12 protein-coding genes are annotated in these 13,627 nt (G+C 59.6%); all 12 read left to right on the plus strand.

Features of this window, described 5'->3' with window-relative positions; genetic code table 11:
* The first annotated feature begins 26 nt into the window (after positions 1-26).
* The 12 genes from OLZ32_RS23170 to OLZ32_RS23225 all read left to right on the plus strand — a co-directional run bounded on the left by OLZ32_RS23170 (position 27) and on the right by OLZ32_RS23225 (position 13,620).
* Complete coding sequence (locus OLZ32_RS23170) at positions 27-857, plus strand: ABC transporter permease (RefSeq protein ID WP_264422903.1); 831 nt, start codon at positions 27-29, stop codon at positions 855-857.
* 457 nt (positions 858-1,314) lie between these two features.
* On the plus strand, positions 1,315-2,196 hold the full coding sequence (locus OLZ32_RS23175; protein WP_264422906.1) for an amidohydrolase family protein: 882 nt from the start codon (positions 1,315-1,317) through the stop codon (positions 2,194-2,196).
* Positions 2,189-3,067, plus strand: coding sequence for a phosphate/phosphite/phosphonate ABC transporter substrate-binding protein (locus tag OLZ32_RS23180; protein WP_264422909.1), 879 nt, complete (start codon positions 2,189-2,191; stop codon positions 3,065-3,067). The genes OLZ32_RS23175 and OLZ32_RS23180 overlap by 8 nt, the downstream gene beginning before the upstream one ends.
* Before the next feature lie 79 nt (positions 3,068-3,146).
* Complete coding sequence (locus OLZ32_RS23185) at positions 3,147-4,190, plus strand: amidohydrolase family protein (protein WP_264422910.1); 1,044 nt, start codon at positions 3,147-3,149, stop codon at positions 4,188-4,190.
* Positions 4,187-5,062, plus strand: a complete 876-nt coding sequence (locus OLZ32_RS23190) for an HpcH/HpaI aldolase family protein (protein WP_264422912.1) — start codon at positions 4,187-4,189, stop codon at positions 5,060-5,062. Before OLZ32_RS23185 ends, OLZ32_RS23190 begins: the two co-directional genes overlap by 4 nt.
* A 108-nt stretch (positions 5,063-5,170) precedes the next feature.
* A complete protein-coding gene (locus tag OLZ32_RS23195; RefSeq protein ID WP_264422914.1) occupies positions 5,171-6,745 on the plus strand; it encodes a Re/Si-specific NAD(P)(+) transhydrogenase subunit alpha in 1,575 nt (524 codons plus the stop codon).
* A 22-nt stretch (positions 6,746-6,767) separates the two neighbouring features.
* On the plus strand, positions 6,768-8,201 hold the full coding sequence (locus OLZ32_RS23200; RefSeq protein WP_264422916.1) for an NAD(P)(+) transhydrogenase (Re/Si-specific) subunit beta: 1,434 nt from the start codon (positions 6,768-6,770) through the stop codon (positions 8,199-8,201).
* Between the two features lie 32 nt (positions 8,202-8,233).
* Positions 8,234-9,220, plus strand: a complete 987-nt coding sequence (locus OLZ32_RS23205; RefSeq protein WP_264422918.1) for a PhnD/SsuA/transferrin family substrate-binding protein — start codon at positions 8,234-8,236, stop codon at positions 9,218-9,220.
* Between the two features lie 137 nt (positions 9,221-9,357).
* Complete coding sequence (locus tag OLZ32_RS23210; protein WP_264422920.1) at positions 9,358-10,632, plus strand: LysR family transcriptional regulator; 1,275 nt, start codon at positions 9,358-9,360, stop codon at positions 10,630-10,632.
* Between the two features lie 321 nt (positions 10,633-10,953).
* Positions 10,954-11,985, plus strand: a complete 1,032-nt coding sequence (locus tag OLZ32_RS23215) for an ABC transporter substrate-binding protein (protein ID WP_264422922.1) — start codon at positions 10,954-10,956, stop codon at positions 11,983-11,985.
* Between the two features lie 32 nt (positions 11,986-12,017).
* Positions 12,018-12,791 carry an ABC transporter ATP-binding protein gene (locus OLZ32_RS23220; protein ID WP_264423208.1) on the plus strand — a complete coding sequence of 258 codons (774 nt, stop codon included), beginning with the start codon at positions 12,018-12,020 and terminating at the stop codon, positions 12,789-12,791.
* Positions 12,784-13,620 carry an ABC transporter permease gene (locus OLZ32_RS23225; protein ID WP_264422924.1) on the plus strand — a complete coding sequence of 279 codons (837 nt, stop codon included), beginning with the start codon at positions 12,784-12,786 and terminating at the stop codon, positions 13,618-13,620. The genes OLZ32_RS23220 and OLZ32_RS23225 overlap by 8 nt, the downstream gene beginning before the upstream one ends.
* Positions 13,621-13,627 lie beyond the last annotated feature (7 nt).

Genomic DNA, 13,627 nt, shown 5'->3' on the forward strand with positions numbered 1-13,627 from the left:
CAAAGATTGGATTGGAGAATTTGAACATGACCAACACGACTTTGGCAGCCAATACCGCCGGCGCAGCCGATGACATGATCGAGGATCTGGAGCCCGTTGCGCCTGTTCGACGCTACTGGCTCGTCCGCCTTGCATCGATCGTAGTCGTTCTGGCGCTTTGGGAAATCCTAGGGCGGCAGGTCAACCCGCTTTTCATGGCCTATCCGAGCGATATCGTTCGCGCCGCCTCCCGCATGATCATGAGCGGCGAGCTGCTGAAAGCGTTTCTGGAGAGCATGAAGACGCTGACGATCGGTTTCGTGCTGGCCAGTGTCGTCGGTATCGTTCTCGGCCTGCTGATCGGCCGTTATCGTTATGTCGATGCCGCGACCGACTGGCTGGTCAATGCGCTCTACGCAACGCCGCTGGTGGCGATCACGCCGCTCGTCATCCTCTGGTTCGGCCTGGGCTTTCCCGCCAAGCTGTTCATCGTCTTCATCCTCGCGGTCTTCCCGGTGCTGATCAACACGGCCAGCGGCGTCAGAAACGTCGCGAGCCAACTGGTCGATGTCGGTACTGCATTTGCCGCGACGGAACGGCAGATCTTCGGAAAGATCATCCTGCCGGCAGCGCTGCCCTTCATGATGACCGGCATTCGCCTCGGTATCGGCCGCGCCATCATCGGCATGGTCGTGGCGGAGTTCTTCACCGCCATCAACGGTCTAGGCGCACTGATTATCAAGTACGGCAACCAGTTCGAGACTGCTGCGATGTTCGTTCCGATCCTGTGCCTGATGCTGATGGGCGTCGTTTACACGACGATCGCGCTGCGCTTCGAACACTGGGTTGCGCCGTGGCGCTTCACGGACGACGAATAGGCGATCCTCCGCAGTCTCGTATCCAGGAGTTTTCCGGGCGGGTATCCCACCGCCCGGATTTTTGCTTTCAGCCGAACCGCCGATAGCTGTGAAAGCTTATCACGAATGTGGTTCGGCATCTTGGATCGAGCGCATCCATATCGCGATTTGTAGCAAAAACTGATGACTGCGATCAGCCATTTAATTTTGCAGAAGCCAACTTTTCGGGCAATTTAACTCCCGAGGAGTTGCCGTGAGATCGAAAGTTGTTATGGCAGAATGAATATGATCGAGCCGGATTGCTCCGGAGGACGTATCTCAAACCCCGGCCGAAGCAGCAACGGCATTTTCTGTTCATGAAGATGTAGCCAAAACCGATGGCCGTTGACGGCCTAGTGGGCCGATTTATCCAGCGAGGCCCGGAGCACTCCGGATCACGCCCCAAACACACAAAGACTTCAACAAGGACATCTCAGCAATGCAACCGACGGTCATCGATATCCACCCGCACATCATCTCCACCGATCTCGCCCGTTATCCTCGTGCGCCGCTCGGCGGCCATCAGTCGGACTGGTCGGCGGAGCGTCCGGTTTCCTATGAACAGATGTTGCTCGACATGGCCGAGGCTGGTGTCGACAAGGCCGCGATCGTCCAGGCTTCGACCTGCTACGGCCACGACAACAGCTATGTCATCGATGCCGTCGCGGCTCATCCGGACAAGTTCACGGCGGTCGGCTCGGTTGATATCCTCGCCGACGATGCCGTCGCCAAGATCGATGAATGGATGGCCAAGGGCCTGACCGGCCTTCGCCTCTTCACCACCGGCAGCACGATGCCGGGTCAGGCGACCTGGTTCGCCGATCCGAGGACCTACAAGGCCTGGGCGCATGCAGAAGAGATCGGCCTGCCGGTCTGCATGCAGATGACTCAGGAAGGGATCGACGATCTGGTGACCATCATCAATCGCTTCCCGAAGATCAAGATCGTGCTCGATCATCTGGCCCGCCCGGACCTCTCCGGCGGCAAGGAGTTTCCGAATGCGGCGCGGTTGTTCGACCTCGCCCAGAACCCGAACATCTATTTCAAGCTGACGGTGCGCGCGCTCGAGGCGCTCGAAAAGGCGAATGCCTCCGCATCGGATTTCTTCCCGCTGCTGGTCTCCAAGGTCGGTGCCTCGCAGATCGCCTGGGGTTCCAACCATCCGGCCTCGCCCGGCGGACTGAAGTCGCTGCTCGATCGTGCCCGCGCAGCACTTGTCGATGTCAGCGCGGAAGACCAGGCTTGGATCTTCGGCGGCACCGCGCAGCAGATCTATCCGGCACTCGCCGAAGCTCCGAAGGCGGCCGTGCGTCATGGTTGATAGGATCCGCGTCGCTCTCGCCGACTACCCGATCACGGCGTCGGTCAAGGCAAAAGCCGGCGACCTGTTCGAGTTCGATCCGATCAAGCCGGTGACCAAGGCCTTCAAGCCGATGATCCGGAATGGTGCCTACGACATCTCGGAAATGGCGATCGTCACCTATGTGCAGGCCCGTGCCTACAACAAGCCGATCTGGCTTCTGCCGGTCGCGCTGCTTGCCCGTTTCCAGCACAAGACGATCGTCTGCAATTCGCAATATTCGACGCTTCGCCCGAAGGACCTCGAAGGCAAGACAGTCGGTGCGCGCTCCTATTCGCAGACGACCGTGATGTGGGCACGCACCATTCTCGCCAGCGAATACGATGTCGATATCGACAAGATCGACTGGGTCACGTTCGAGGACGGTCACGTTGCGGAATATTCCGACCCGGAGAACGCCCGGCGGGCGCCGGCCGGAAGCAGTGTGGCGGCCATGCTGCAGGCCGGAGATATCGACGCGGCGATCCTCGGCAATGATCTGCCGAAGGACGATGCGCGACTGATCACTGTGATCGAGGACCCGAAGGGCGATGCCAAGCGCGGCTATGAGAAGAACAGGGTTGTTCCGATCAACCACATGGTCGTCGCCTCGCAGGACCTGATCGAGCGACGGCCGGAGGTCGTGAAGCAGTTCTTCGACATGCTGGCTGCCAGCAAGGCCGCCGGCAACGGCGTCACCGAGGCCGGGGTCGACATGAACCCCATCGGCATCGACGCGCTGCGCCACTCGCTGGAAACGATCATCGAGCACTGCTTCCGGCAGAAGCTGATCGACAGGCGTCTGACGGTCGACGAGCTGTTTCATGACAAGACGCGAGATATGATGCTCTAGTCTCAACATGCGGGGTATGCAGGTTGGCCCTTGGAGTCCCTGCAAATCCAAGTGGCGGGAGCATCTGGGAGAGGATGAAATGATTATCGATATTCATGGACACTACACGACCGAGCCTGCAGCACTCGGCCTGTTCAGGGACAAGCAATTGGCGGCGTTGGCCGATCCAACGAGAAAGCCGGCGCGCTCGTCGCTGAAGATATCCGACGACGAACTTGTCGAGAGTGTTCAGCCGCAGTTGAAGAAGCAGCGGGAGCGCGGCGGCGACCTGACGATCTTTTCGCCGCGGGCATCAGGTATGGCGCATCATATCGGGTCGAAGGAAATCTCGGCGGAGTGGACCGCCGCTTCCAACGATTTGATTTACCGAATCTGCGAACTCCTGCCGGAAAACTTTGCGCCGGTCGGCCAGTTGCCGCAGTTTCCGGGCCTGAGCCCAGCGGAATGCATTCCGGAACTGGAGCGGCTGGTCAACGAACTCGGTTTCGTCGGCGTCAATCTCAATCCTGATCCATCGGGCGGGCACTGGGCCGGGGAGCCCATCACCCACCGCTCCTGGTATCCGCTCTACGAAAAGCTTTGCGAGCTGGAAGTGCCGGCGATGATCCATGTGTCGTCGTCCTGCAATCACAATTTCCATGCGACCGGCGCGCATTACATCAATGCCGATACGACGGCCTTCATGCAGCTCATCCAGGGCGATCTCTTCAAGGATTTCCCGACGCTGAAGTTCATCATCCCGCACGGCGGCGGTGCCGTCCCCTACCATTGGGGCCGTTATAGAGGTCTGGCGCAGGAAATGAAGCGCCCGACGCTCGATCAGCACCTTTTGAAGAACGTGTTCTTCGACACCTGCGTCTATCATCAGCCGGGCATCGATCTTCTCGCTCGCGTAATCCCGGTCGATAACATCCTGTTCGCGTCCGAGATGCTCGGCGCCGTCAAGGGGATCGATCCGGAAACTGGGCACCATTTCGACGACACCAAACGCTATATCGATGGATTGCAGGGCTTGGATGACGAGCAGCGCTACAAGATTTTCGAAGGAAATGCCCTGCGCGTCTATCCCCGATTGGCACGGCGTTTGGAAGCGTTGAAGGCCAAAAAGGCGGTTTGCGCATGAGCAGTCCGCAGCGTTTGAACGGCCTCATCGGCAAGCTGGAAGCCGGCGAGGTTGCATATTCTCTCTTCGCGCCGATGAGTATCGAGGTGGCGGTCGAGCTTCAATCGTCCCCCTATGACGGCGTCGTTTTCGAAGGCGAGCATCGCGGCTGGGATATCAATGGACTTCGCGACAGTCTGCAATATCTGCTCAATCGCGGGCATATATTGAAACAGGGGACACCGGCGCCGGCCATCACGCCGCTCGCCCGCATTCCGGCCAATGGCGGGGAGCGCAACCAGTTTCTCGCCAAACAGGCGCTGGATATGGGTTGCTATGGCGTCGTCTGGCCGCATGTCAGCACCATCGAGGAAGCTTATAACGCCGTTGCGGCCTGCCGTTATCCGCGCCTAAGGGACAAGCCGCTCTACGAGCCGGCCGGCATTCGCGGTGACGGGCCCATGGTCGCCACCCGCTACTGGGGTGTTTCCCAGCAGGAATATTATACCCGCTCGGACGTCTGGCCGCTCGACCCGAAGGGCGAGATTCTGACGATCCTGCAGATCGAGGACACGGCCGGCATCGATAATTTGCCGGATATGCTTCGCAACGTTCCGGGCATCGGTGTGATCCTGGTCGGCGAGGGGGACCTCAGCCAGGAACTCGGCTATCCGCGCGAGACCGAGCATCCGGTCGTTCTCGAGGCAATCGAGGCGATCGCTCGTATCTGCAGCGAGCACGGGGTCGTCGCGGGTCATCCTCATGCGAGCGCGTCCAACGCTGCGCGTCTTGTGGAACAAGGCTTCCGCTTCCTGATGTGCGCCGCGCCGCGCAATTTCGGCCCGCTGAATGCTTTGAAGGAAAAGGTGTCGTCGAGTTCGCATCCGGTGTGATGCGATCAAGCCTTGGCTAGGAAACACACCGTCGCTGGCGTGAAAGCTGGCGACGTCGATCCTGTGCGCCTTGCGCCGGGGAATATGTTTAGGGGAGTGGTGGTCACCATGCGACTTGGGACACCGAAAGAGACATTCGCTGCTGAGTTGCGCGTTGCTTTGACGCCCGACAGCGCTTTGCAGCTTGGCAAGCTCGGCTATGAATGTCTGATCGAATCCGGTGCCGGCAAGGCTGCCAGCTTTTCGGACGATGCCTATCGTGCGGCCGGTGTCACGGTATTGGATGGCGCGGCGGACCTTTATGCGCAAGCCGATATAGTCGCCAAGGTGCGCCCGCCGGAGGCGTCCGAGGTCGAGCAACTTCGACCGCGTCAGACGCTGATCTCGTTCTTCTATCCGGCGCAGAACAAGGATCTGCTGGAAGCTGCGCGGGCGAGCAGCGCCAATGTCATCGCCATGGACATGGTGCCGCGCATTTCTCGCGCTCAGAAGATGGACGCGCTGTCGTCCATGGCCAATATCGCCGGCTACCGCGCGGTGATCGAGGCCGGCAACAATTTCGGCCGCTTCTTCACTGGCCAGGTGACGGCTGCCGGCAAGGTGCCGCCGGCAAAGGTGCTGGTCATCGGTGCGGGCGTCGCGGGACTTGCGGCGATCGGCACGGCCACCTCGCTCGGCGCCATCACCTATGCCTTTGATGTTCGTCCGGAGGTTGCTGAACAGATCGAGAGCATTGGCGCCGAATTCGTCTATCTCGACTTCGCCGATCGGGCCGCGGACGGTGCTGCGACCGGCGGTTATGCGGCTCCGTCCTCGCCGGACTTCCGCGAGAAGCAGCTCGCAAAATTCCGCGAACTCGCGCCCGAGATCGACATCGTCATCACCACGGCGCTGATCCCCGGTCGTGACGCGCCAAAACTTTGGCTTGCCGACATGGTGGCGATGATGAAGCCGGGTTCGGTCATCGTCGACCTTGCAGCCGAGCGCGGCGGAAATTGCGACCTCACCATCGCCGACCAGCGCGTGGTGTCCGACAACGGCGTCGTGGTGATCGGCTACACCGATTTCCCGAGCCGCATGGCGGCGCAGGCCTCGACGCTTTACGCCACCAATATTCGCCACATGATGACGGACCTGACGCCGGCCAAGGACGGCGTTCTCATTCATAACATGGAAGACGACGTCATCCGCGGTGCAACGGTCACCTATCAGGGTTCGATCACCTATCCGCCGCCACCGCCGAAGATCCAGGCGATCGCGGCACAAAAGCCCAAGGAGAAGGTGAAGGAACTTACGCAGGAGGAAAAGCGCGCGCGGGAGGTGGCAGCGTTCAAGGCGCAGACCCGGAAGCAGGGCGTGCTGCTCGTCGCAGGCACGGCGCTGATCCTGTTGGTGGGTGCCTATGCGCCGGCAAGCTTCATGAGCCATTTCGTGGTCTTCATGCTTGCCTGTTTCATCGGCTTCCAGGTGATCTGGAACGTCTCGCATTCGCTGCACACGCCGCTGATGGCGGTGACCAATGCGGTATCCGGCATCGTCATCCTCGGCGCGTTGCTGCAGATCGGCTCCGGCAACTGGCTGGTCGTAACACTTGCGGCGCTCTCGGTGCTGATTGCCACGATCAACATCGTTGGCGGTTTCCTCGTGACACGGCGCGTGCTCGCCATGTTCCAGAAGTCTTGAAGCGGGGAGGGGCAGGCACATCATGACCATTGGTATTGTATCTGCGGCCTACGTCGCTGCAGCCGTCCTCTTCATCCTGTCGCTTGGCGGTCTGTCCGGACAGGACAGCGCCAAGCGTGCCGTCTGGTATGGCATGACAGGCATGGCTCTTGCCGTTATCGCCACGGTTTTCGGACCCGGAATAGGCCACTGGTTCATCATCCTGGCAATGATTGCCGGAGGTGCCGTGCTCGGCGCCTACGTGGCAGGCCGCGTGCAGATGACCGAGATGCCGCAGCTTGTCGCCGCGCTGCACTCCTTCGTCGGCCTTGCCGCGGTGTTCATCGGCTTCAATGCGCATATCGAGGCCGCCCGCATTGCCCCGATGGACGAGGCGGCGCGTGCGGCGCTCGAAGGCTTTGCCGGCATCCTCGCCCACAAGACGCCGGTCGAGCTTTCGATCATGAAGGTCGAGGTGTTTCTCGGCGTCTTCATCGGCGCCGTCACCTTCACCGGCTCCGTGGTCGCCGTTGGGAAGCTTGCCGGCAAGATGGACGGCAAAGCCAAGAAACTGCCCGGCGGACATTTCCTCAATGCAGGTGCGGCGATCCTGTCTCTGATCCTGCTGATCATGTATGCCAATGGTGCGGGCGCCTGGACGCTGATCCTGATGACGCTCGTCGCCCTCTTCATCGGCTACCACCTGATCATGGGCATCGGAGGCGCCGACATGCCGGTCGTCGTGTCGATGCTAAATTCCTATTCCGGCTGGGCGGCGGCGGCGATCGGCTTCACGCTCGGCAACGACCTCCTGATCGTCACCGGCGCGCTGGTCGGCTCGTCCGGCGCGGTCCTCTCCTACATCATGTGCAAAGCCATGAACCGGTCCTTCATCTCGGTCATTCTTGGCGGCTTCGGCACCGCGACAGGACCCGCGATGGAGATCACCGGCGAACAGATCGCCATCGATGCCGACGGCGTGGCATCCGCGCTGAACGATGCCGAAAGCGTCATCATCGTACCGGGCTACGGCATGGCGGTCGCGCAGGCTCAACAGTCTGTCTCTGAACTCACCCACAAGCTGCGCGCTGCCGGCAAAGAGGTCCGTTTTGCGATCCATCCGGTCGCAGGCCGATTGCCGGGCCACATGAACGTGCTGCTCGCCGAAGCCAGGGTGCCCTACGACATCGTGCTGGAAATGGACGAGATCAACGACGATTTCCCGCAAACCGACGTGGCAATCGTCATCGGCTCCAACGACATCGTCAATCCGGCGGCGCAGGAAGACTCCAATTCGCCGATCGCGGGCATGCCCGTTCTCGAAGTCTGGAAGGCAAAGCAGGTCTTCGTCTCCAAGCGCGGCCAGGGCACCGGTTATTCCGGCATCGAGAACCCGCTCTTCTTCAAGGACAACACCCGCATGTTCTACGGAGACGCAAAGAAGAGCGTCTCCGAGCTGCTGCCGCTGCTGCAATAGGCGGCACGATCTAAGTTCAACCAGGAAACGCCATGGAGGATACCTTGGTCGCTAAAGTCAAACTCGATATCTCGATCGCAGAATATCCGCATACGGAAAAAATCCTCAGCGGCGAGATAGAGATAGAAGGCGTCGAACCGAATTTCATCAGCGTCAAGCCGCAGATTGGCGCCTATCGCCGGATGGTCCGCAACCATGAATTCGACGTCTGCGAAATAGCACCGACGACCTATATCATTGCCCGCGCTTATGGTGCTCCGTTCGTCGGGCTTCCCATCTTCCTGATGCGGCAGTTCAACCACAGCACGTTGCTCGTGCGCCCGGATGCGGACATCAAGGTGCCGAAGGATCTCGAAGGGCACAAGGTCGGCGTCAGAGCCTATTCGGTCACGACAGGCGTCTGGCTTCGCGCGGCGCTTGTCGAAGATTTCGGGCTGGACAGTTCGAAGGTCACATGGGTCGTGGATGACGAGGAGCATGTGCTCGAACTCGAATTGCCGCCGAACGTCATCCATACCGAAAATGGCCGCTCGCTTGCCGACATGATGGCTGATGGCGAGTTGGTTGCGGGCTTTGCAGGGAACGCGGGGGTAGGACGAAGCGGAGCACCGACCGGCGGATGGCAGGTTCTTGATGCCGATTATCCCAAGCTGCTTCCGGACGCGCCCGCTGTGGAGATGGACTATTTCGCCAGAACCGGGATCTATCCGATCCACGGCATGATCGTCGTCAAGGACGAAGTGCTCGCTCTGCACCCCTGGGTCGCCAAGTCGCTCCACGATGCCTTTGCCAAAGCCAAGGCAGGATGGCTTGAGGGCTTCAATTCCGGAGCATCCAATACCAAACTGGATGAAAAATACCGGAAGCTCAGCAAGATCGTCGGCCCGGATCCGCTGCCCTATGGTCTGGCGCAGAACATGCCGAGCATCGAGGCGCTCGCCCGCGCTGCAGAGAACCAGAAGATGACGCCGCGATTGATGCAGGTCTCGGAGCTGTTCGTCGATCCTGAAAAGATTTGAGGTGAGAAGAGGGGTATTGGTTCGACCGCCCCTTTTTGGAAACAGACGCTCTCGGCAATTTGAGGGGATGGCCATACGGCGGGTCTAGCTCAACCCGGCTGCCCGATATATCGTTAGCTGCTTAAACATACTTTGGGATGGAGAGTATGGAGAGAATTGTGGCTTCGAATCTCAGGCATCTGCGCGCGTTTCAGATGGTGGTGAAGCTTCAGAATGTGCGCAAGGCTGCGGAAGCCGTATGCCTGACACAGCCCGCCGTCACGCAGGCGATCGCCAAGCTGGAAGCTCAGGTTCGAGTGCCTTTGTTCGAACGGCGAAGCGTCGGCACCTATGCTACGTCGGCGGGAGGTATCCTGGGGGCTCGAATTTCGAGCATGTTCGCACAGATCGATGACGCACTGATGGAGGCGGGCACTCAGCTTGGGACACTCGGTTCGATGGCCGATCGTATCACGCACTCGCAGATTCGGGCGCTGTCGGCGATCTCCGGTGCCGATATCGAAGATGTCCGAAAAAGTGCTGCCATTTCCAAAGCATCGCTGCACAGAGCGGTTCGAGAACTCGAGCGAATGACCGGGCTTGCGCTTATTCGCCAGGATGCTTCGGGGACTTCCGCGACCGAGACTGGTGCTGCATTTGCCCGAAAACTCAAACGCGCCCTGAGTGAGATCGAACTTGCAGTGAGCGAGATCGCCAGCACAGCCGACGGAGACAATGCCCGGCTGCGGGTCGGCGCCATGCCCTTGACCGGCAGCCTTATCGTCGCACCTGTCCTCAATGATCTGATGCAGGCTTTTCCGAACGCTCATGTGGAAGTCCAGACCGCCGGGCGCAAAGCCCTGACCGATGCTCTTCGGCGGGGTCAGATAGATATTATCGTAGGGCTCCTTTGCGAGCCCGCCGAGGCGGACCCGCTTGTTCGGGAGCCGCTGGTGTCGCTGCCCTATGTCGTCGTTTCGCGGCCCAGCCACCCGCTGGCGAACAAGCCGAACATAAGGCTGTCGGATTTTGACGATTACAGTTGGGTCGTACCCAACCAGAACACAGTGCGCCGAGACGCTTTCGACCAGTTCAGCAAGTCTCTGGTGATGCCGCCGAAAGTCGATGTTCAGGCATCCTCCACGTCCACCATCAGCCTGCTCGTGTCCGCCAGTGACCGGCTGGGCCTGATGACCAGGCTGGAATTCGAAAACGAAAAACGAAACGGTGCGATTGTCGCCATACCCTACGGCCCAATCGAGCCGATGCACTGGCTCGGCATCACACGGCGCCCCGACTGGACACCAAACACGGTCCAGAGGTCCTTTATCGATCTGGTGCACCGGAAGGCCGCTCGCATCGCAAGGGCAGACAAAAAATCTCGGATCGCAAGGACGTTCGAGAGCGAGGCCTCAATTCTACCCCGGGCCTGAATACGCCATCTTGAGTGCTGCTTGCAGTATATGCGCCACCTCGTTGGCATTTTGCCTTTTTCAGTTCCTGGATGCACAGTCTCAAGCCAGTCCTCCTTTCCAAGCAAGCCGACCAAATCTTATTGCGGGTCAACCGCATGTAATTGGCGTTGGAACGCTTGATGTCCCATTCTTCGGATATAGCGTTTGAGACGAAGCGCATTCGATTTGGCCACCGTGCGGAGGAGCCCGGTGTCGATGAAAGCCAATTACCCCGATTGCTGGTTGATCGACCGCTCCCGAGTGACGTGATCCAGCCGATGATTTCCCGAGGAGGAGTCCATGAAGAAATATCGTTTTCTCGCCGCTGCTTTCGTGCTTGCCGCGTCCGTTTCGGCCGCAACGTCGAGTGCCGCTGCGCGCGACGCGATCCGCGTTGCGACGACCAAGTCGTCTGGTTCGGCGACTATCTATATCGCGAAGGACAGAGGCTATTTCGACAAGGAAGGGCTCGACGTATCGTGGACCTATTTCGAAAACCAGAACGATCTGACATCGAGCGTCATCGCAGGACAGAATGACGTTGCGACAGCGGGCCTGATCGCCGGCTTCTACAATGTGGCCGCCAAGCAGGAGCTGCGCGTGATCGCCGGCCTGATCAGCGAGAAACCGCATTTCCAGTCCGCAACCTTTGTCGTGACGCCGGCTGCCTACGAGAAGGGTTTGCGGGCGCCGAAGGACCTGCTGAAGGGCGCGCGGATCGGCATCGCCACGAAGGGCTCGGCCCACCAGTTCGCCCTCTTCCGGCTCGCCGACAAGTATGGGGTTGATCCGAATACCCTCAAGATCGTCACGATGCAGTCGAACGGCAATATCCTTGCCGCTCTGCAGAACAATGCGGTCGACGCGGCGGTGATGTCCGCTGTTCCAGCTGCGACGGCGGCTGCCGCCGGAGCGGGCAAGATCGTCGGTTATGTCGGTGACGAGACCCCCGGCAACGGGCCATCGTTTTTTACGCGCGCCGACGTCATCGGCACGAAACGGGATGAGATGGTGAGGTTCCTTCGGGCGATGCTGCAGGCTGCCAAGGATTATGACGCGGCATTCCAGCAGCTTGGGCCGGATGGCAAGCCGGTGAGAACCAAGGAGGCTGATGATATCCTGGCCATCGTCTCGAAATACACCGAGCAGCCGGTTTCTGTGATCAGCGGCGCCATGACCTATATCGATCCGAAGGGCGGCTTCACCCTCGATGAAATGAAGACGCAGATCGCGACATGGCAGGAAGTCGGCATGGTGGACAGGTCCGTCACTGCCGACAAGCTGCTCGACACGAGCCTTCTCGACGAAGCCATTTCGAAGAAATCGAACTAGCAAGTCCAGGCCGCGCATCCAGAGGCAGAAATATGGATCTACATATCAATATACCCGAACATCGGTACGGCTCTCTTGTCGTTCTCAACGACATTAAATTCGATGTTGTCAGCGGCGAGATCGTATGTGTGGTCGGCCCGTCCGGCTGTGGTAAATCAACGTTGCTCGGGATCATCGGCGGACTGGTAGAGCCGGCTTCGGGCGAAGTCAGATTTTCCGGACAGTCACATCCCGACTGCTTGAACCCGTTGACCTTCGTGTTCCAGGATTTCGCGCTTTTGCCCTGGCTTTCGGTCAAGGACAACATCGCTTTTGTCCTCAAACATCATAACCTTCCGCGCGGTGTTCGCGAGGCTCGTATCCGCGATGTTCTGGCACGAACGGGCCTCTCCGCTTTTGCGGACGCATTTCCGAAACAGCTTTCCGGGGGGATGCGCCAGCGCGTCGGTATCGCGAGGGCGCTTGTTGTGAAGCCGGCCATTTTGCTGATGGACGAACCTTTCTCGGCGCTCGACGCACAGACGCGTGAAATCCTGATGGACGACTTCCTGAACCTCTGGCTTAAGGAAAGGATTACGGCTGTTCATATCACCCACAATCTGAACGAGGCGATCAGGCTTGCAGACCGGATCGTGGTCATGTCCCGCAGGCCTGGCCGCATTAAGAAGATCTTCACGATGGCCGTCCCCAAACACGAGCGGGACAGTCCCGATCGAACCGTCGAGCTTTTAAAAGTCCATGATGAGATCTGGTCGCTGATCAAGGACGAAGCAGTCCATGCAAACGAGGAGATGGCATATGGCTGACGTGGCTCAATCCAATTCAGACCTGGCGAGGCCGAGCGCAACTTCGGGCGTGGTGCCGTTTCGCGGCGGTGGGTTCGAGACACGCGACAGCAAGCGTGGTCCGCTCTCCTGGGTCGGGTTGCTCGGATTGTTGGTCGTATGGCAGACAGCTTCGCATTTCGGCTGGATCAGTTCGACGTTTCTTCCTGGTCCGCTGACAATCGCCGCGACACTTTACGAGTTGGCAAAGTCCGGCAGTCTCTTGAGAGACATTTCGGCATCTGCGGTACGCATCGTGATCGGCTGGAGTTGCGGCACGCTTGCAGGCCTCGTCTTCGGTGTGTCGATCGCCCTGTTCCCGTCGATGCGCGCGATCGGTAAGCCCCTCATCACAGCCCTTTACCCGATCCCGAAGATCGCGATTTTGCCGCTGCTCATTCTCTGGCTCGGTGTCGGTGAACTCCCGAAGGTATTTACAATCGGTATCGGCGTGTTCTTTCCGACCGCGATTGCGACGTTCTCAAGCATCGACAATGTCCAGCGCAATATCATCCGTATGGCTCAAAGCTTCGGTGTTCCGATGCGCTCCATCATTCGAGACGTGCTTCTGCCGGGGGCCTTGCCAGGTATCGTCGCGGGAATGCGCATCACCACGGCCTATTCCTTGACGCTTGTAGTCGCAGCGGAAATGATCGCGTCGGATCAGGGCATTGGCTCGTTCATCATCCTTGCAGGGACGCTGATGCGTAGTGACCAGCTCGTTTCCGGTGTTGTCGTATTGTCGATCCTCGGATTGCTGATCGGACGCGGCCTCACGGCTCTCGAAGACGCCTGGTTCAAGTGGCGCTAAGGGTTCG

Source organism: Rhizobium acaciae (genome assembly GCF_025941625.1).
GTDB classification, from domain to species: Bacteria; Pseudomonadota; Alphaproteobacteria; order Rhizobiales; family Rhizobiaceae; genus Rhizobium; species Rhizobium acaciae.